The organism is Kribbella swartbergensis (genome assembly GCF_054784135.1).
Map to the genome: position 1 here is coordinate 310,333 of NZ_BAAGPM010000017.1, position 18,451 is coordinate 328,783.

General features: G+C 70.1%; 18 protein-coding genes. 10 read left to right on the top strand and 8 right to left on the bottom strand.

Translation table 11 applies throughout. From position 1 onward, the window contains the following. The first annotated feature begins 8 nt into the window (after positions 1 to 8). Positions 9 to 629 (top strand): HAD family hydrolase, encoded by a 621-nt coding sequence (locus ACYVOK_RS13345; protein ID WP_460662673.1) that lies wholly within the window; start codon positions 9 to 11, stop codon positions 627 to 629. A 10-nt stretch (positions 630 to 639) separates the two neighbouring features. Here ACYVOK_RS13345 and ACYVOK_RS13350 read toward each other — a convergent pair whose 3' ends face one another. Beyond that, entirely contained in the window at positions 640 to 1,800 is a 1,161-nt protein-coding gene (locus tag ACYVOK_RS13350) for a hypothetical protein (protein ID WP_460662674.1), read from the bottom strand. Between the two features lie 4 nt (positions 1,801 to 1,804). Continuing rightward, entirely contained in the window at positions 1,805 to 3,145 is a 1,341-nt protein-coding gene (locus tag ACYVOK_RS13355) for a C39 family peptidase (protein ID WP_460662675.1), read from the bottom strand. 150 nt (positions 3,146 to 3,295) lie between these two features. On the opposite strand from ACYVOK_RS13355, the gene def reads away from it, so the two are divergent. From def to ACYVOK_RS13375, 4 genes are read left to right on the top strand one after another with little or no spacing between them, the layout of a single operon-like run. Next, the gene (def, locus tag ACYVOK_RS13360) at positions 3,296 to 3,856 is read left to right on the top strand and encodes a peptide deformylase (RefSeq protein ID WP_460662676.1); all 561 of its coding nucleotides are present in this window, start codon (positions 3,296 to 3,298) and stop codon (positions 3,854 to 3,856) included. After that, positions 3,853 to 4,782 carry a methionyl-tRNA formyltransferase gene (gene fmt, locus ACYVOK_RS13365; RefSeq protein WP_460662677.1) on the top strand — a complete coding sequence of 310 codons (930 nt, stop codon included), beginning with the start codon at positions 3,853 to 3,855 and terminating at the stop codon, positions 4,780 to 4,782. Before def ends, fmt begins: the two co-directional genes overlap by 4 nt. After that, a complete protein-coding gene (locus ACYVOK_RS13370) occupies positions 4,779 to 6,155 on the top strand; it encodes an RsmB/NOP family class I SAM-dependent RNA methyltransferase (RefSeq protein ID WP_460662678.1) in 1,377 nt (458 codons plus the stop codon). The genes fmt and ACYVOK_RS13370 overlap by 4 nt, the downstream gene beginning before the upstream one ends. A 48-nt stretch (positions 6,156 to 6,203) precedes the next feature. Further along, the gene (locus ACYVOK_RS13375; RefSeq protein WP_460662679.1) at positions 6,204 to 7,193 is read left to right on the top strand and encodes a DMT family transporter; all 990 of its coding nucleotides are present in this window, start codon (positions 6,204 to 6,206) and stop codon (positions 7,191 to 7,193) included. A gap of 11 nt (positions 7,194 to 7,204) precedes the next feature. Here ACYVOK_RS13375 and ACYVOK_RS13380 read toward each other — a convergent pair whose 3' ends face one another. Further along, positions 7,205 to 8,155 (bottom strand): DMT family transporter, encoded by a 951-nt coding sequence (locus ACYVOK_RS13380; protein WP_460662680.1) that lies wholly within the window; start codon positions 8,153 to 8,155, stop codon positions 7,205 to 7,207. Between the two features lie 129 nt (positions 8,156 to 8,284). On the opposite strand from ACYVOK_RS13380, the gene ACYVOK_RS13385 reads away from it, so the two are divergent. Genes ACYVOK_RS13385 through ACYVOK_RS13400 form a run of 4 tightly spaced genes read left to right on the top strand, consistent with a single transcriptional unit; the run spans position 8,285 to position 13,648 of the window. Next, positions 8,285 to 9,487, top strand: coding sequence for a cysteine desulfurase-like protein (locus ACYVOK_RS13385; protein WP_460662681.1), 1,203 nt, complete (start codon positions 8,285 to 8,287; stop codon positions 9,485 to 9,487). A 39-nt stretch (positions 9,488 to 9,526) separates the two neighbouring features. Next, a complete protein-coding gene (locus tag ACYVOK_RS13390; protein WP_460662682.1) occupies positions 9,527 to 11,092 on the top strand; it encodes an alpha-amylase family protein in 1,566 nt (521 codons plus the stop codon). 13 nt (positions 11,093 to 11,105) lie between these two features. Beyond that, positions 11,106 to 12,359 (top strand): ROK family transcriptional regulator, encoded by a 1,254-nt coding sequence (locus tag ACYVOK_RS13395; protein WP_460662683.1) that lies wholly within the window; start codon positions 11,106 to 11,108, stop codon positions 12,357 to 12,359. Positions 12,360 to 12,367: 8 nt separating this feature from the next. Beyond that, a complete protein-coding gene (locus tag ACYVOK_RS13400; RefSeq protein ID WP_460662684.1) occupies positions 12,368 to 13,648 on the top strand; it encodes a glycoside hydrolase family 125 protein in 1,281 nt (426 codons plus the stop codon). Here the strand turns inward: ACYVOK_RS13400 and ACYVOK_RS13405 are convergent. The 5 genes from ACYVOK_RS13405 to ACYVOK_RS13425 form a co-directional block, all read right to left on the bottom strand. Further along, entirely contained in the window at positions 13,641 to 14,486 is an 846-nt protein-coding gene (locus tag ACYVOK_RS13405) for an ABC transporter permease subunit (RefSeq protein ID WP_460662685.1), read from the bottom strand. The genes ACYVOK_RS13400 and ACYVOK_RS13405 overlap by 8 nt on opposite strands. After that, positions 14,476 to 15,381 (bottom strand): ABC transporter ATP-binding protein, encoded by a 906-nt coding sequence (locus ACYVOK_RS13410; protein WP_460662686.1) that lies wholly within the window; start codon positions 15,379 to 15,381, stop codon positions 14,476 to 14,478. The genes ACYVOK_RS13405 and ACYVOK_RS13410 overlap by 11 nt, the downstream gene beginning before the upstream one ends. A gap of 76 nt (positions 15,382 to 15,457) precedes the next feature. Beyond that, entirely contained in the window at positions 15,458 to 15,646 is a 189-nt protein-coding gene (locus ACYVOK_RS13415; RefSeq protein WP_460662687.1) for a hypothetical protein, read from the bottom strand. A gap of 22 nt (positions 15,647 to 15,668) precedes the next feature. After that, the gene (locus ACYVOK_RS13420) at positions 15,669 to 16,334 is read right to left on the bottom strand and encodes a response regulator (RefSeq protein ID WP_460662688.1); all 666 of its coding nucleotides are present in this window, start codon (positions 16,332 to 16,334) and stop codon (positions 15,669 to 15,671) included. Between the two features lie 86 nt (positions 16,335 to 16,420). Then, positions 16,421 to 17,119: a FadR/GntR family transcriptional regulator gene (locus tag ACYVOK_RS13425; protein WP_460662689.1), complete on the bottom strand. Its 699-nt coding sequence runs from the start codon at positions 17,117 to 17,119 to the stop codon at positions 16,421 to 16,423. A gap of 113 nt (positions 17,120 to 17,232) precedes the next feature. On the opposite strand from ACYVOK_RS13425, the gene ACYVOK_RS13430 reads away from it, so the two are divergent. Then, entirely contained in the window at positions 17,233 to 18,444 is a 1,212-nt protein-coding gene (locus ACYVOK_RS13430) for an alpha-hydroxy acid oxidase (RefSeq protein WP_460662690.1), read from the top strand. The last annotated feature ends 7 nt before the right edge of the window (positions 18,445 to 18,451 follow it).

Genomic DNA, 18,451 nt, shown 5'->3' on the forward strand with positions numbered 1-18,451 from the left:
TTGCCGGTATGACGGAGCGGACGATCGACGTGGTGGTGTTCGACATCGGCGGGGTGCTGCTGGACTGGAGCCCCGACTATCTGTACGCCGAGCTGATTCCGGACGAGGAGCAGCGGACCAGGTTCCTGGCCGAGGTGACGACGCCGGACTGGAACCACCAGCAGGACGCGGGCCGGCCGTGGGCCGAGGCGATCGCGGAGCTGACCGCGCTGCACCCCGAGCATGCCGAGTGGATCGAGGCCTACGACACCGGCTGGCTGAAGATGGTCAAGGGTGTCTTCGAGGACACCGCCGCGCTCGTCACCGAGGTGCGCGAGCTGGGCGTCCCGACGTACGCGCTGACCAACTTCTCGGCCGACAAGTGGGAGATCGCGAAGCAGTCGTTCCCGATCCTGACCGGGTTCGACGGTGAGGTGGTGTCCGGTGTAGAGGCGGCGGTGAAGCCGGACGAGAAGATCTACCGGATCCTGCTCGAGCGGTACGACCTGGACCCGGCCCGCACGTTCTACACCGACGACATGCAGTACAACGTCGACGGCGCCCGCGCGGTCGGCATCGACGCCGAACTATTCACCGACGCCGCCACACTCCGCGGCCACCTGCGGGCCCGCGGTCTGCCGCTCGAGTAGTCGGCGCCCGTCAGGCGGCCGGGGCGGAGAAGGTTTCGGTGTATGACGGGGTGGTCGCGAGCTGGGCCGCCTCGACGTACACGGTGTCGTCCTGGCACGTCAATGGCGTCAACACCGTGCCGGGCTTGCCGGTGTAGATGCGCTGCGGCTTCGGCAGGCCTGGTCGCCAGCGGTTGATCTGGTACGCCTCGTTGCCGTCGTCGACGGTTCTGGTCTCCCAGAAGATCCAGTGGCCGCAGGCGATGATCGTGTCGGTGACGATCACGCCGAGCGGGCGGGCGGGGGAGTCGGCCGACTCCCGGAGGTACGCCTTGCTCTGGTACTGGTCCGGGTCGGCGGCGGCGACCTCGGACCACACCGTTGCCCCGCGCAAGGAGGCACCGCTCCACTGGATGCACTTCGTTGCCGCCGGCACCGGCCTGGCCGGACCGCCGGAGAGCGAGGCGGTCAGGATGCGTTTGCAGCGGCGCGTGGTCTCCGGTGCGGTGATCTCGCTGAACGTCACCGTGTCAGCCGACAGCACCGGGTCGGCGACGTACCCGGGGTTCGCCACGCAGGCCACGGTGCGCGACTGGAGCGTGGCCAGTTCGGCGACGATCAGGCAGGACCGGTTGCGGGCGTCGGTGGAGCTGTAGGCGAACGTGCCGTCGTACGCGCCGATCTCCGGCTCGGAGACCGGCGGTAGCTGCTTGCCAAGGTTGGTCGGCCGGCCGGTCGTCAGGTCGTACCGGTACGCCCTGATCTCGGGATTCGGCCCCTCGGACCGGATGTCCTCGATCAGGGCCCAGCGGTCGTCGATCACCACCGGTGACTGCGCGACGAAGCCGGTCTGCGGAACGTGCCGGACGACCACCTTCTTGGTCGCCCGGTCGGCGATGATCGTCGTTCCCGCCTCGTCGCTGCCGCGGGTGACGAGGTACTTCCGCTGCTGTGTGACCAGGTGCAGCCCGTCGACCGGTTGCCGCATCATCTTCGTCCACACCGGCAACGCCGTACCGGCGTCCGAGGGCGCTGACGGCGTCGGGCCGGTGGTCGGGCTCGTCGTACTGGGACTGGTCGGTGGAGCGGACGGGTTGCTCGTGCCGGAGTCCTGAGGTGCGGAGGAGCAGCCGGCGACGAGCAGCAGGACGGCTGCGGCCGCCAGCGGTGTACGGCGGCGTGGTCGGGGCATGGAGTCAGAGACCGATGTTCTTGAAGGAGTTGGCCAGGGTCGCGTTGAACAGGGCGGTCGCCGGGATGTTCTTCGGGCCGTCGGTGACGTTGCCGCGGCTGTTGAACCGGCGCTCGTTGAACACCTCGAAGATCGCGATCGTGCCCTTCGCCCGGTCGTACCCGCGGCCGACCTGGTAGTGGCCGGAGTGGTTGAACGCGAGGTACGGGAAGTACCGCTTCAGCAGCTGGGTGTGCTCGATGATCGGCGCCGGCTGCCCGTCGCCGAGGTGGTTCTGGTGCACGGTGAAGAACTTCTGCGCGTTCCAGTGGGCGACGCTCTGGACGATGTAGGTGCCGGCCGCGAGGTCCCAGTTGGTCTTCAGGTTGGTCTGCTTGACCATCGCGGTGATCGCCGTACCGGACGTCGTGGTGCCGAGGTCCTTGGCCCAGGACGCCTGGGTGTCCCGCTGGTTGTCGTCGGCCCAGTCGATCGACTGGAACGCCGCCGGCCCACACCAGTACCCCTTCTCCTGCGAGGTCTGGAACCCCTTCATGATGTACGCCGACCCCGGCAACGTCACCGGCCCCACCGGCGTAGGCGTCCCCCAAGTAGGCACACTCCGCGTCGGCGTAGGTGTAGACCTCGGGGGGGTGGTCGGGCTCATCGTGGGGTTCGGCGGGACAGCTTCACCCTGCCCTCCTGCCTGTTCCTCAACTCCCCCGTCCTCGGCAGTCCTCTGGCTCCCGCTGTCCAGCAGGCGGAGGGTGCGGGCCTTGTCGCGGCCGTCCCAGGCGGACTGCATCTCGTCCAGCTCGGCGTTGACTCGGGCGCTCTTCGGCATCGACGCACGCTCGGCGACGAAGGCCTGGGGTGTGAGAGCTCCCGTCGGGATGTCCTGCTCGACGCCGACCTCACCGTCGGACCGCTCGCTCGGCGGCGCGAGCAGCTCCTGCAGCTGAGCCCCGGACGGAACCTGATCCACGAAGCCCAACCCGAGGCAGTAGTTCTCCTCCTCGAGCCGGAAGCACCGCATCACCGACGACGCCTTGGCCGAGGTGTCGGCAGATCGCAGTTCCAGATCGTCGGGTGAGGTCTCGGCGACCTGTTTCGCCAGCTCACTCCAACTGCGGGCGGCAGGCGCGGCGGTCGGCTCGCTGGACGGCACCGCGGTGGTCGGCGCTGCGGACGGGACGACGGCAGAAGGACCTGCGGTGGAGGGGACCGCAGGGGAGGGGACCGCGGCGGTGGGTGCGGCGGCGGTCGCCGTGCGGTCGCGCGGTTCGTAGGCCGAAGCGGTCAGGGGTGCCTGCGCGAGTAAGGCACCGAGGAGGATCAGAGTTGCCCCCCGTGCTGCTGTGGGCATTGGGTCTCCCGTTGGGCGTGTGACGGTTGTGACTGTAGGTACGCCTGAGACCACAGTACGTGCTTGTGGCAACAAAGGGGAGGCCCCCTCCCGCCCGGAGCGCACCGCCCGACCCAACTAGACTTGCCAGGTCCAGGTCCGTGGAGCGCTGTGGAGAGTCTGTTGTCGGTCACACCCATCCGCCTGTTCGGCGACCCCGTCCTGACCACGAAGGCCGCGCCGGTCGTCGACTTCGACGCCGAGTTGCGCCGCCTGGTCCAGGACCTCACCGACACCATGCTGGCCGCTCCCGGCGCCGGCCTGGCCGCGCCCCAGATCGGTGTCGGCCTGCGCGTCTTCACCTACAACGTCGAGGGCGAGGTCGGGCACCTGATCAACCCGGAGCTGACGCTGTCCGACGACGAGCAGTTCGGCCCAGAGGGTTGTCTGTCCATCCCCGGCCTCACCTTCGACTGCCGGCGGGCCCAGTCGGTGATCGCCAAGGGGTTCAACATGTACGGCGACGCGGTGGTGATCGAGGGCTCGGACCTGCTGGCCCGGTGCATCCAGCACGAGACCGACCACCTGGACGGCGTACTGTTCATCGACCGGCTCGACACCGAGACCCGCAAGCAGGCGATGAAAGCGATCCGCGAGGCGGACTGGTCCGGTCTCGGCGGCATGCCGAAGGTCAAGGTCTCCCCCCACGGAGCGAACGGATTCGGCTTGTGAGAGTCGTCTTCGCCGGTACGCCGGAGCCGGCCGTCACCGCCCTTCGGGCGATTGTTGCCAGCCGCCACGAAGTGGTTGCCGTCGTCACCCGCCCGGACGCCCCCGCCGGTCGTGGTCGCAAGCTGGTCGCGTCCCCGGTCGCGCAGCTCGCCGAGGAACTCGGGATCGAGACGCTGAAACCGGTGAAGCCGAGCGACCCGGAGTTCCTGGCCCGGCTGCGGGAGATCGCGCCGGACTGCTGCCCGGTCGTCGCGTACGGCGGTTTGTTGCCGCAGGCAGCGTTGGACATTCCGGAGCACGGCTGGATCAACCTGCACTTCTCGGTGCTACCGGCCTGGCGGGGTGCGGCGCCGGTGCAGCACGCGATCATCGCCGGTGACGACGTGACCGGGGCGAGCACGTTCCGGATCGTGAAGGCGCTCGACGCCGGCCCGGTGTACGGCGTGCTGACCGAGCCGATCGGTCCCGGGGACACCGCGGGCGATCTGCTCACCCGGCTGGCCGAGTCCGGCGCCAAGCTGCTGGTCGACACGCTGGACGGGATCGAGGCCGGCGTACTCGAGGCGCGGGAGCAGCCGGCCGACGGTGTCACGCTGGCGCCGAAGATCACGGTCGAGGACGCCGAGCTGGATCTGAGTGCGCCGGCGCAGCGGGTCGACCGGCTGGTGCGTGGCTGCAACCCGGCGCCGGGGGCGTGGACGACGTTCCGCGGCGAGCGGCTGAAGGTGCTCGCCGTACGGCTGACCGACGAGGATCTGAAGCCCGGTGAGCTGCAGGCGACCAAGTCGAGTGTGAAGGTCGGCACCGGCAGCAAGGCGGTCGAGCTGGTGACCGTTCAGCCGCAGGGGAAGAAGCCGATGTCCGCGGCCGATTGGGCCCGAGGTGTCCGCCTCACCGAAGAGGACAGGCTGGGGTCGTCCCTGTGACGGATCGCACGCCGCGTAACCGGGCTCCGCAGCGGCGGCCGGACCGGGTTCGCCGGGTGGCGTACCAGGTCGTCCGGCAGGTGACCGCCGAGGGTGGGTACGCGAACCTTGCGCTCAACAAGGCGCTGCGTGAGCAACGTCTCGGCGGCCGGGACGCCGCGTTCTGCACCGAGCTCGTGCATGGGACATTGCGGTGGCAGGGCACGTACGACGCCTTTCTCGCGCGCAGCGTGTCGCGTCCGCTCGCCGATCTCGACCCGGAGTTGCTCGACATCCTTCGCCTCGGCACGCATCAGTTGCTGCGGATGCGCGTCGACTCGTACGCCGCGGTCAGCGAGATGGTCACCTTGACCCGCGCCGAGATCGGCCAGAAGCGCAGCGGTCTGGTCAACGCCGTCCTCCGCAAGATCAGTCAGCGCACCTTCGACCAGTGGATCGCGACTGTAGCTCCGCCACCCGACGAGGACTACCTCGGCTACCTGGCGATCGCCAAGGCCCACCCCCGCTGGATCCTCGAAGCCTTCGCCCGGACCCTCGAAGACGGGCTGGAGCAGTTGCTGGAGGCGGACAACGAGCCGGCTCGGGTGACGTTGGTGGCTCGGCCTGGGGTGGCGGAGGTGGACGAGTTGGTCGAGGCGGGTGCGTCGCGGGCGAAGTGGTCGCCGTACGCGGCCGTCTTGCAGGGCGGGGGTGATCCGGGGCGGATCCAGGCGGTGGCGACCGGTCGGGCCGGCGTGCAGGACGAGGGGTCGCAGTTGGTGGCGGTCGCGTTGGCGACGGCTCCGATCGACGGGCCGGACACGAAGTGGCTGGATCTCTGCGCCGGCCCGGGCGGAAAGTCCGCCCTGCTCGCGGCGCTCGTTCACCAGCGTGACGGTCAACTGACGGCCGTCGAGCCGCTCAAGCACCGGGCCGAACTCGTTCGCGCCAACCTCCGCGCGATGCCCGGCGATCACAAGGTCCTGGTCGGCGACGGGACCAAGCCGACCTGGCCGGCCGGGTCGTTCGACCGCGTGCTCGCCGACGTCCCCTGCAGCGGCCTCGGAGCGCTACGCCGCCGCCCGGAAGCTCGCTGGCGCCGTACGCCGGAAGACGTGGTCGAACTGCGGCCATTGCAAGAAGACCTGCTCGACTCGGCGATCACCTCGGCGCGGCCGGGCGGCGTGGTGGCGTACGTCACCTGCTCACCGCATCCCGACGAGACCCGCGCCGTGGTCGACGCCGTACTCGGCAAGCGTGACGATGCTCACCTCGAGGACGCGCGGGCCCTGTTCCCCGGCGTACCCGACCTCGGCGACGGCCCCGACGTCCAGCTCTGGCCGCACCTGCACGGCACCGACGCGATGTATCTGGCCCTGATCCGGCGGTCATAGTGTGGACCTGCTGTCAGGAGCAAGAGCCGCGACGGTCATGATGGAGGGGTGACAACGACCGCCACCCGTCCTCCTCACTCGGCCCAGCGGTACCAGTTGGTCGGTCTGAGTGCAGCCTTCGGCATCGGGATGCTGGTCGCGATCCAGTCCCGGCTCAACGGCGAACTCGGCCATGTCCTGGCCGACGGGGTCGCGGCCGCGCTGATCTCGTTCGGGTCCGGCCTGCTGATCCTGCTCATCGGTACGGCGCTCGTGCCGCAGATCCGCCGTTCCCTCGGCAACGTGTGGCAGGCGATCCGTACGCCGATGCGCGGTCACGGCGGTCTGCGGTGGTGGCAGTGCCTCGGGGGAGTGGCCGGTGCGTTCCTGGTGGCGACCCAGTCGATCACCGTGTCCGTGATCGGCGTGGCCGTCTTCACGGTCGCGGTGGTGGCCGGCCAGGCGGTCAGCAGTCTGGTCGTCGACCGCCTCGGCTTCGGTCCGGCAGGTCCCCAGCCGTACACCACGCTCCGCGTCGTCGGAGCCGTCCTCGCGCTGGCGGCCGTCGTACTCGCGGTGTCCTCGCAGCTGAGCCACCCGGACGGCCTCCTGCTCGCCGTACTGCCCGCACTGGGCGGTATCGGTACGGCGGTCCAGCAGGCCATCAACGGTCGTGTCGCGCGGACCGCCTCCCGGGACGCGTACGGCGCGGTTGCGGCCGGCGTGGTGAACTTCCTCGTCGGGTTCGTCGCCCTGCTCGCGGTCTTCCTCGCCGACCTGGCGATGCGCGGCGTGCCGCATCACCTGCCGAGTGAGCCCTGGCTGTACTTCGGCGGCGCCTGCGGTGTGATCTTCATCAGTGCGGCCGCGGCTGTGGTCCGCGTGGTCGGCGTGTTCGTGCTCGGCCTCGGGACGATCGCCGGTCAGCTGATCGCCAGCCTGTTCATCGACCTGTTCGTCCCGGCCGCCGACAAGGCCGTCACGCTCCCGGTCGTCGCCGGGACCGTGCTGGCACTGGTCGCCGTGGTGGTCGCCGCGGTGCCGAACCTACGCCGCTGACGCCTCCGCACCTACGCCGCTGACGCCTCCGCGGCGAGCGCCGGTTTGCGCCGCAGGTTCCGCAGTACGCCTTGGGAGACCGCGACACCGAGCAGGACGACCAACGCGCCGACCGGCTGGTACCACGTGATGTGCTCGTGGAGCACGATCACGCCGACCAGGATCGAGAACAGCGGCATCAGGTACGTCACCATCGAGGACCGGCTCGCACCGATCAGCCGGATGTTGCGCATGCTCAGTACGAACGCGAGCCCGCTGCCGAGGGCACCCAGCGCGAGGACGCTGCCGATCACCTCGATCGACAGCGACCACGGCACCGGCGGCGCCTCCCGGGTCGCGAGTGGGGCGACGATCGCGAGCTGGACCGCCGCGCAGATCAGCAGGCTGGCGGACAGCGCCGTACCGGACAACGTCGAGCCGGCCAGGAACCGCTTCTGGTATGGCACCGCGAAGCCGTAGCAGACCGCCGCCAGCATGCACAGGAGCTGACCGGTCAGGTCAGCACCGCCGTCGACATTCCACGCGCCGAGGACGACGAGCATGCCGCCGAACCCGACGATCAACCCGAGCACCCGCTGCAGCGAGAACGTCTCGGTCCGGAAGATCAGTACGGCGATCGGCAGCACGACGAGCGGGGTGATGCCGTTCCAGATCCCCGCCAGGAGGGACGGAATGCGCTGCTCGCCGTACCCGAACAACGTCCACGGGATCGCCGAGCCGACCGCGCCGACCACGAACGAGTGCACCCAGAGCCGCGGCTCGCGGGGAAGCGACTCCCGCTTCACGGCCAGGATGATCAGCAGCACCAGCGACCCGGCGACGACCCGCCCGAGCGCCAGGTAGAGCGGATGCAGTTCCCGTACGCCGACGGAGATGAACAGGAAGCTGCAACCCCAGATGGCCGCCAGGGCCAGCATCGTCGGAAGCCAGGCCTGCAGCGGGACCCGGTCAGTAGTCGTCACGGTGCTCACTCCTGACATCCTGCACCACCTCTCCGACATTTCGTGCAAATTTGCCCAGCATCGGGCAGCGCATGGTGGGAAATGGACACCGGATGGCCGCCGCCGCGGCCGAGGCGAGAGGATGACGGCATGGCTGCCTTCGACGTCGTCTCGGTCCGCAAGCAGTTCCCCGCCCTCGACGAAGGGGCCGCGCACTTCGACGGTCCCGGCGGTTCGCAGACCCCGCAGGTGGTCGCCGACGCGGTCGCGACCACGATGACGTCGGCGCTGGCCAACCGCGGCACGCTCACCGTGGCCGAACGCCGGGCCGACGAGATCGTCGTGGGCGCCCGGGAGGCGGTCGGCGACCTGCTCGGCACGGACCCGCGCGGCATCGTGTTCGGCCGCAGCATGACGCAGCTGACGTACGACTTCTCCCGGACGCTGGCGAAGACCTGGAAGCCGGGTGACGAAGTCGTCGTCTCCCGGCTGGACCACGACGCGAACGTCCGCCCGTGGGTGCAGGCCGCGGAGGCGGTCGGTGCCACGGTCCGCTGGGTCGGCTTCGACACCGAGACGTCCGAGCTGGACGACATCTCACCGCTGCTCAACGAGCGCACCCGGCTGGTCGCGGTCACCGGCGCGTCCAACCTGATCGGGACCCGCCCCGACACGGTCCGCATCGCCGAGCTCGTTCACCAGGCCGGTGCGCTCCTGTACGTCGACGGCGTCCATCTGACCGCGCACGCCCCGATCGATGCGTCGTACGCCGACTTCTACGTCTGCTCGCCGTACAAGTTCTTCGGCCCGCATCTCGGTGCGCTCACCGCTTCGCCGGAGCTGCTGGAGACGCTGCGGCCGGACAAGCTCGCGCCCGCGACGGACGTCGTACCGGAGCGCTTCGAGCTGGGCACGCTGCCGTACGAGTTGCTCGCCGGCACCACCGCGGCCGTCGACTTCCTGGCTGGGCTCGGCGGCACCGGGTCGACTCGACGCGAGCGGTTGCAGAGCTCGCTGGCGCTCGTCGAGGAGTACGAGGACAACCTGCGGGACGAGCTGGAGGCGCGGCTGGCCGCGATCCCCGGTGTGAAGCTCTACGGCCACGCGTCACGCCGTACGCCGACACTGCTCTTCACTGTGGACGGCTGGACGCCGTCAGCGGTCGCGGAGCGTCTCGCGGCCGTGAACGTGAACGCGCCGGCCGGTTCGTTCTACGCCTACGAGCCGGCCCGCCACCTCGGTCTGGGCGCCGCGGGAGCCGTCCGAGCCGGCCTCGCGCCGTACACCGACCACTCCGATGTCGACCGTCTGGTCGCGGCTGTGGAGAGCCTTGACGCTGTCTCCGACGACTAACTAAAGTCCGTGGGGAAATTCCGTCCGCAAGGGAGTCAGGTGAACGAACCGAGCGCGGTCTTCGTCCAGGTCGGCCCCTCGGACACCCTGACCACAGCCGTCCGCACCGGCGCCGTCTGGTCGGCGGCCGGTGTGCAAGTGCGCTGGTCCGACGGCTCCGTCGAGGTCGGCGCGCACACCGTCTCCCGCGTCGCGATCCGCTGGTCCGAACCGCTGCCCGCCGAGGCCATGATCCTCGGCGACGCCTGGGAACGCTCGTACGGCGACCTGCAGTGGCGGCACCAGCAACCCGAGCGACTGCTGCCGTGGTACTTCCTGGCGCACGACCCGCGCACCGGCCGCACCACCGGCGCCGGCGTCGACGTCCAGCCGAACGCGTTCTGCTCGTGGACGGTCGACGCCGGCGGCTTCACGCTCTGGCTCGACCTCCGCAACGGCGGCGGCCCGACCCAGCTCGGCGGCCGGACTCTCACCGCCGCGACCGTACGGCGGTTCGACGACGCCGGCACCCCGTGGCTGACCCTGCACGCTGCGGTCGCCGCCATGAGTTCCCGGCTACCGGCGCGACCTGAGCCCGCGCCGGTGGTCGGGGCGAACAACTGGTACTACGCGTACGGCGAGAACTTCGACGAGAAGGCCGTCCTCCAGGACGCGACCACCATCGTCGAGCTCGCCGACGGTCACCCGGTCAAACCGTTCAGCGTGGTCGACGACGGCTGGTACCCGGGCGGGATCGCGTCGGGCGGGCCGTGGGACGTCGGCACTCCAGGAGTCTTCGACGACATGGCCGGCACCGCCGCCGCGATCAAGGCGATCGGTGCGCGTCCCGGTCTGTGGTTCCGCCCGCTCCAGGTCCGCGAGCCCGGTCGGTGGGGGCGTGCCGGCGTCGGGGACGGCCGGGCGCTCGACCCTTCGTACCCGGAGGTCCTGGACCTCGTCCGCACGGATCTGCAGCGGTTCAAGGACTGGGGCTTCGAGCTGGTCAAGCACGACTTCAGCACGTATGACGTGTTCGGATGCTTCGGACCCGCGATGGGGTCGGAGCTGACCAGCAGCGGCTGGCGGTTCCACGACCCGACGCGGACGACGGCCGAGATCGTGCTGGCGTTCTACCGCGAGGTCCGGTCGGCCGCGCGCGACGTCGTACTGATCGGCTGCAATACCGTCGGCCACCTCGCGGCCGGGCTGGTCGACGTCCAGCGGACCGGTGACGACACCTCCGGACGCGACTGGGAGCGGACCCGGAAGATGGGCGTGAACACGCTCGCGTTCCGGTTGCCGCAGCACAACCGGTTCTTCACCGTCGACGCCGATTGTGTGCCGTGTACGCCGGAGACGCCCTGGGAGCTGAACCGGCGCTTCCTCGACCTGGTCGCCCGATCGGGTACGGCGCTGTTCGTCTCGGTCGATCCGGCCGCGCGGACGGAGCAGTCGGACCGCGCGCTGAGCGAAGGTATACGGTTGGCGCTCAGTGGTGGCGACGCGTCCGGGATCGAGCCGGTCGACTGGCTGGTGAACACCACGCCGACCACGTGGCGATCCGGCGCCGAGACGATCCACTATGACTGGTCACGTCCGTGGGTCGCTGATCCGGTTTCACCGTGAGTCTGGGGGATTTGTGGCCGTACGCCGGGGGACGAACCTGGATCGGGTCGGCGGGTTCAACGACGCCGTCGTGCTCGACGCGATCCGCCGTACCGACGAGAAACTGAGCCGGGTGGAACTCGCCGAGGCGACCGGGCTCTCCGGGCAGGCGATCTCGAACATCACCCGCCGGCTGCTCGAGGCCGGTCTCGTCCGTGAGGCCGGCCGGCAGAAGAGCAACGGGCTCGGGAAGCCACGGACGTTGCTCGAACTCGAACCCACCGGCCAGTACGCCGTCGGCGTCCATCTCGACCCCGCGGTGGTCACGGTCGTGGTGCTCGACCTGACCGGTGATGTCGTGGCCCGGCGACGGATGGAGACGCCGTACGGCGACAACCCCGAGGTACTGATCGACGGAATCGCCGCGACGGTCGAGCACGTCATCGCCGAAGCCGGTGCCCCACGGGAGCGTGTGGTCGGCGCCGGGATCGCCGCGCCGGGACCGATCGACGTCGAGCGTGGTGTCGTCGTCGATCCGCCGAACCTGGCCGCCTGGCATCTCGTGCCGTTGCGGGACGCACTGCGTGAGCGGACCGGTCTGCCGGTCCTGCTGGACAAGGACGTGACCGCCGCGGCGTCGGCGGAGAAGTGGGCCGGTGGTCCGAACGGACGCGGCAGCTTCGTGTTCTTCTACCTCGGCACCGGGATCGGGGCCGGACTCGTGATCGGCGACGAGGTCGTCCGCGGCTCGTCCAGCAACGTCGGCGAGATCGGTCACGTGATCGTCGACCCGGACGGCCCGGTCTGCTACTGCGGCCGGCGCGGCTGTGCCGGCGAGACGAGTCAGCCGCGGTACCTGGTGCAGCAGGCGGTCCAGGCCGGAGTACTTGCCCAGGGCATCGATCTGGACGACCGGCAGGCGGTCGACGCGGCGTTCGCCCGGCTGTGCTCGGTGGCGGGGCAGGGCCCGGGCGTCGCGCGGGAGATCGTTGCCGCCCTGGCCGAGCGGATCGCCAAGGTGGTCGAGGACATCGCGAACCTGCTCGACCTCGAGCGGGTCGTGTTCGGCGGTCCGCACTGGGAGCAGCTGGCCCCGTTCTTCGGCGACGCCGTGCAGGCCGCGCTGGAAGAACGCTTCCTGGTCCGCGCCGTCCACCCCTTCACGGTCGCAGGTACGGCGCTCGGCGCCGACGTCGGCGCGATCGGCGCCGCCAGCCTGGTCCTGGACCGAACTTTCTCGCCGAACCCGTCGGTGCTGCCGGAACGCGAACTCGTTGGTGAAAGGTGACGTTGTTGATGATCGATGCCGAGGTGCTGGGCCGGGCCGCCGAGGAGGTTCGCCGGGCGACCGGGGACGCGGTGATCGCGGAAATGGTCCGGCGGTCGATGGCGGAGAACCTGCCCGCGGTCGCCGAGCGGCTCCCGGACGGGACGACGTTCGTGCTCACCGGCGACATCCCGGCGATGTGGTTGCGCGACTCGGCGGCCCAGCTCCGGCCGTACCTGCTGCTGTGCCCGCTGGACCCAGCGCTGCAGGTCGTGCTGATCGGCGTCCTGCACCGGCAACTCGAGTACGTCGTCCTGGACCCGTACGCGAACGCGTTCAACCGGGAGGCCAACGGCGCCGGTCACGTCACCGACGAGACCGAGATGTCGCCGTGGGTGTGGGAACGCAAGTACGAGATCGACTCCCTCTGCTTTCCGCTCGAGCTGGCCTACCGGTTGTGGCGGATCACCGGCCGCGCCGACGTGATCGACGAGCGGTTCAGGGCCGCGGCCGAGGCGATCATCGAGGTGTGGACGATCGAGCAGGATCACGAGAACAGGTCGGCGTACCGGTTCCAGCGGCACGACGACGTACCGACCGACACCCTGGTCCGGGACGGACGCGGCCGGCTGACCCGGCCGACCGGGATGTCGTGGAGTGCGTTCCGCCCGAGTGACGACGCGACCGAGCTCGGGTTCAACGTGCCGGGCAACATGTTCGCGTCGGTGGTGCTGGGCTACCTGGAGGAGATCGCGACCGAGGTGCTGCGGGACGAGCCGCTGGCGGATCGGGCCAAGGCGTTGAAGGCCGACATCGACGACGGCATCGCCCGGCACGGGATCGTCGAGCACCCGGTCCACGGCCGGGTCTACGCCTACGAGGTCGACGGCATGGGCGGGTCGCTGCTGATGGACGACGCCAACATGCCCAGCCTGCTGTCGATCCCGCTGACCGGGTACGCCGCCGCGGACGACCCGACGTACCTCGCCACCCGAAAGCTGCTACTGAGCGCCGAGAATCCGTACTACTACCGCGGCGAGCACGCGGTCGGGATCGGCAGCCCGCACACCCCGCCGCACCATGTGTGGCCGATCGCCCTTGCCGTGCAGGGATTGACGAGCACGTCGGCGGAGGAGCGCCAGCAGTTGCTGGAGCTCCTCCGCGACACCACCGGCGGTACGGGTCAGATGCACGAGTCCTTCCACGTCGACGATCCGGCCGTCTTCACCCGGGAGTGGTTCTCCTGGGCGAACGCGATGTTCTGCGAGCTCGCCCTGGTCCACGCGGGGTTCCACGCAGGGATCAGGTGACGTCGCGACGCCGGGTCGTCCAGGCCGCGAGTACGGCGAAGATCGTGCAGTAGGCCAGCAAGGTCAGCAGGGCTCGCCCGCCGCCGACCGCATCGCGAACACCAGGCGGTGCGTCGGCGGCCGCCATACCCGTCACGCTGAACACCAGTGAGCCCGCGTTCGTGCCCGGCAGCGCGTCGGACAGCACGTCCAGATCGGGCAGCAGGCTGCTCACCACGCCGGCCAGCAACGTCTCGATCCCGAGAATCCAGACCACGCCGAGCCCGATCGGCAGCGCGACGTTGCGGAAGGCAACGGCCAGGACCGCGCCGGCCAGGCACCACATCATCAGCACCAGCCAGCCGCCGCCGAGTCCCTCCAGGATCGCCGTCACGCCGGGCCAGTCCGTCGAGCCGTTCTCCGCGGCAGCGATCCCGATGCTGCAGAGCGCGCAGGCGGCGAAGATGCCCAGCACCCAGACGGCGACCATGGTCGCCAGGGCGAGGAACTGCGAGAGCAGTACGGCGCTCCGGCCGGGTCGCTGGGTGAGGATCGTCTTCAGCGTGCCCCAGGTGTACTCGCCGCCGACCACGATCGCACCCAGCACCAACGCCAGCGCGCCGGCGAACACCGGATAGCCGCCGATCGTGTTGTCCATCACCCGCTCCGGCAGCATGCCGCGCAACACCTCGCCGCGCGGTACGCCGTCGGTCTGCGGGTTCTCGTCACCCGTGACGTAACCCAGGTACGGCAGCAGGTAGCCGAACACGAGGCTGAGGACCAGCCCGGCGCCGAACAGCACCCAGACCGCCGAGCGCTTGCGGAGCTTCAGCACCTCCGCGCGGTAACTACCGAACATCGGCCTTCTCCTCGCTCGTGAGCTCGAAGAACACGTCCTCGAGTGCCCGTTCCGTGCTGTGCAACTCCGACACCGCGACCCCGGCCTCGACCAGGATCCGGTTCACCTCGGCCGCCTTGTCCGGCGTCACCTTCACCCGCAGCGTCTCGTCGTACTGGTGCACGGCCCCGGCACCGAGAAGGCCGGTGAGGATCGACTGGGCCCGGTCCCGCGGCGCGGCCCGGACGACCAGTTCCTGTTCGCCGCGCAGGTCCTCGACGTTGTGCTCGGCAACCATCCGGCCGGCGTTGATGATCCCGACCCGGTCGCAGATCTGCTGCACCTCGCCGAGCAGGTGGCTGGACAGCAGGACGGTCCGGCCGCCGGAGCCGAGCTCGCGGATCAGCCGGCGCATGTCCCGCATCCCGGCCGGGTCGAGCCCGTTGGTCGGTTCGTCCAGGATCACCAGTTCGGGATCCTTGAGCAGGGCCGCGGCGACACCGAGCCGTTGCTTCATCCCCAGGGAGTACGTCGAGAACCGGTCCCGGGCCCGGTCGGTCAGGTCGACCAGCTCCAGCACCTCGTCGATCCGCCGGCGCGGCACCTCGGCGTACTCGGCCAGCAGCCGCAGGTTGTCCAGGCCGGACAGGTACGGGTAGAACGCGGGCGACTCGATCATCGACCCGGTCCTTCCGAGTACGTCGGCCTGCCCGGGTGCGCCGCCGAGCACGCGGACCTCGCCGCTGGTCGGCGCGATCAGCCCGGTGAGAATGCGGAGCGTCGTCGTCTTCCCGGCCCCGTTCGGCCCGAGGAACCCGTACACCTCCCCGGGAAGAACCGTCAGATCGACACCGTCAACCGCCAGGGTGTCGCCGTACCTCTTCGTCAGCCCGCTGACCTCAACCAGTGCATCCATACCCCGAGACTGCCGGTCCACGCCGGTTGGCCGCGTCGCCCAGCGGGAGTGACCGCGCCTACCGCCGCCAGAGTACTCAGGTGCTGGGGTTGGACTCCAAGCGGCGTGTGCTTCCAGCCGCAAGCGCTGCCGTCACATGCTCGACGGCTTTTCGGACGAGATCGCCGTACGCATCGTCCCCCAGCACGTCCAGGCGCGCCCGCGCAGCACTCAAGTGCTCCTCGGCCTTGGCCGTCTCGCCGAGCCGACGGTAGTCGTCGGCCAAGTTGATGCGAGCGGGTCGAAGGTCAACCCAGCCAGCCGGGTCGGACCAGGCCGGTTTGGTAGGCGACGACGACGAGTTGGGCGCGGTCGCGGACGCCGAGTTTGATCATCGCGCGACTGACGTGGGTCTTGGCCGTCGCCGGGCTCAGCACGAGCCGCTCGGCGATCTCGTCGTTCGACAGCCCTTCGCCGACCAGGGCGACGATCTCCTTCTCCCGGTCGGTGAGCACGTCGAGTTCCTTGCTGGCGTGCGGCTGCCGGCTCCGGGTCGCGAACTCCGCCACCAGCCGCCGGGTGACGCCGGGGGAGAGGAGGGCGTCACCGCGCGCCACCACCCGGACCGCCTGGAGCAGTTCGACCGGCTCGGTGTCCTTGACCAGGAACCCGCTGGCCCCGACCCGCAGCGCCTCGAACACGTACTCGTCCAGGTCGAACGTCGTCAGGATCACCACGTGCACGTCGGCCAGGTCCGGGTCGGCGCCGATCTCGCGGGTCGCCTCCAGCCCGTCGGTGCCCGGCATCCGGATGTCCATCAGGACGACGTCCGGCTTCTCCGCCCGCGCCACCGCGACCGCCTCGGCGCCGTCCGAGACCTCGCCGATCACCGTGATGTCGTCCTCGGCGTTCAGCAGCGACCGGAACCCGGCCCGCACCAACGCCTGATCATCCGCCAGCAGCACCCGAATCATGCGCCAACGCTAAGCCATCCTCAGGCCAGGCCGGCCACGGTCTTCCTCGGCCTGCGCCGGCCCGCTCTGTCTGCCGCCGAACGCTGTCAAGGCGTGTTGAGGCGGGCTGCCTGGTAGAAGCCGCGGATGTGGGCGGTGACCAGGTCGGCGGCGGCGTCCGGCGCACCGGTCCGGATCGCCTTCAGGATCGCGCGGTGCTCGGCCCGCAGCCCGACCGTGGTCGCCTCCCAGTCCGGCAGGTTCGGTACGGCGGCCAGGACGTACCCGTGGATCGCCGACCGCAACGACGCCATCACCGCCGCGATCAGCACGTTGCCCGCCAGGCCGGACAACGCCACGTGGAACTCGGCGTCGAGCAGATGGAACTCCTCGGGTGACAACCCGTCGGCGTCCATCTGGTCCAGCAGGTCCTCGGCGAGCTTGAGCTCACCGGCCTCCACCTGCCGCCCGGCGGCTTGCCGGGCGGCCCAGGACTCCAGCAGGATCCGGGTCTCGACGACGTCACCCATCGGCAGGTGGTTGGTTGCCAGGTGCAACCGCAGTACGGCGGTCAGCGGCGACACCGGCTCCGCCACGATGACCGCACCGGCCTCGGGGCCCGACCCGGTGGCCGTCCGGACCACACCCATCGCCTCCAGCACCCGGACCGCCTCGCGCACCGACGGCCGGCTGATCCCCAGCTGCTCGGCCAGCACCCGCTCGCCGGGCAGCCGCTCGCCGATCCGCAGTCGCCCCGCCGCCAGCTCCGCCTCCACCCGATGCAGGACCAGCTCGTAGTTCTTCACCCGCGGTTCCCCATGCGGACGACTCTACCTGTGTGGTCGGACCACAGGATATGCTGTGGTCCGACCACACGACCAGGGACGATCAGGTCCGCCCGCCGGCCCTTGGAGTACTGATGACCGACCGACAGCTACCCAAATGGTCCGAGCTCAAGCCGCTGCTGCGGCCGAAGCCGATCACGGTGAACCCGACCGACCGCCGGCTGGAGAAGGCGCTCACCATCCCCGACCTGCGGGCGATCGCCAAGCGCCGCACGCCGCGGTCGGTGTTCGACTACACCGACGGCGCGGCCGAGGCGGAGATCAGTCTGCGCCGGGCCCGGCAACTGTTCGCTGAGCTCGAGCTTCAGCCGTCGATCCTGCGCGACGTGTCCGACCTCGACCTGGGCACGTCGATCCTGGGCGGCCGCTCGGAGCTGCCGTTCGCGTTCGCGCCGACCGGGTTCACCCGGATGATGAACCACGAGGGCGAGAACGCGGTCGTCAAGGTCGCCGAGCAGATCGGCATCCCGTACGCGCTGTCCACGATGGGTACGACGTCGATCGAGGACGTCGCCGCGGCCGCGCCGGACGCGCGCAAGTGGTTCCAGCTGTACGTGTGGAAGGACCGCGACGCGGGCGAGGACCTGGTGAAGCGGTCGGCCGCTGCCGGGTACGAGGCGCTGATGCTGACGGTCGACGTACCGGTCGCGGGTGCCCGGCTGCGCGACGTACGCAACGGCTTCACCATCCCGCCGACGCTGACCGCCAAGACCGTGCTGGACGCGTCGCTGCACCCCGCGTGGTGGGCCAACCTGCTGACCACGCGGCCGTTGACCTTCGCGTCGCTGTCCAGCTGGGACGGTACGGTCGCCGATCTGCTGGACACACTGTTCGACCCGACGATGACGATCGACGACTTGAACTGGCTGCGGTCGATCTGGTCCGGCCCGCTGATCGTCAAGGGCATCCAGACCGTCGAGGACGCCCGCCGGGTGGTCGACGCCGGCGCCGACGCGATCGTGCTCTCCAACCACGGCGGCCGGCAGCTCGACCGCGCGCCGACACCGCTGCGCATCCTCCCCGACGTCCGCAAGGCGGTGGGAAGCGACGCCGAGATCTACCTCGACACCGGCATCCTGTCCGGCGCCGACATCGTTGCCGCCATCGCCCTCGGCGCCGACGCCTGCCTGGTCGGCCGTGCCTACCTGTACGGCCTGATGGCCGGCGGACAGCGCGGGGTCGCCCGGGCCGCCGAGATCCTGACCAAGGAGATCCGCCGCACGATGGCTCTGCTGGGCGTCTCCCGTGTGGCCGACCTCAACCCGTCCCACGTCCGCATGCCCTGACCCGTGC

What these genes read in the sequence shown, in the direction of transcription:
- ACYVOK_RS13345 (WP_460662673.1), top strand. Translation starts at nt 9, where the DNA reads ATGACGGAGCGGACGATCGACGTGGTGGTGTTCGACATCGGCGGGGTG.
- ACYVOK_RS13405 (WP_460662685.1), bottom strand. Translation starts at nt 14,486, where the DNA reads ATGTTCGGTAGTTACCGCGCGGAGGTGCTGAAGCTCCGCAAGCGCTCG.
- ACYVOK_RS13350 (WP_460662674.1), bottom strand. Translation starts at nt 1,800, where the DNA reads ATGCCCCGACCACGCCGCCGTACACCGCTGGCGGCCGCAGCCGTCCTG.
- ACYVOK_RS13400 (WP_460662684.1), top strand. Translation starts at nt 12,368, where the DNA reads ATGATCGATGCCGAGGTGCTGGGCCGGGCCGCCGAGGAGGTTCGCCGG.
- ACYVOK_RS13420 (WP_460662688.1), bottom strand. Translation starts at nt 16,334, where the DNA reads ATGATTCGGGTGCTGCTGGCGGATGATCAGGCGTTGGTGCGGGCCGGG.
- ACYVOK_RS13430 (WP_460662690.1), top strand. Translation starts at nt 17,233, where the DNA reads ATGACCGACCGACAGCTACCCAAATGGTCCGAGCTCAAGCCGCTGCTG.
- ACYVOK_RS13385 (WP_460662681.1), top strand. Translation starts at nt 8,285, where the DNA reads ATGGCTGCCTTCGACGTCGTCTCGGTCCGCAAGCAGTTCCCCGCCCTC.
- ACYVOK_RS13410 (WP_460662686.1), bottom strand. Translation starts at nt 15,381, where the DNA reads ATGGATGCACTGGTTGAGGTCAGCGGGCTGACGAAGAGGTACGGCGAC.
- ACYVOK_RS13355 (WP_460662675.1), bottom strand. Translation starts at nt 3,145, where the DNA reads ATGCCCACAGCAGCACGGGGGGCAACTCTGATCCTCCTCGGTGCCTTA.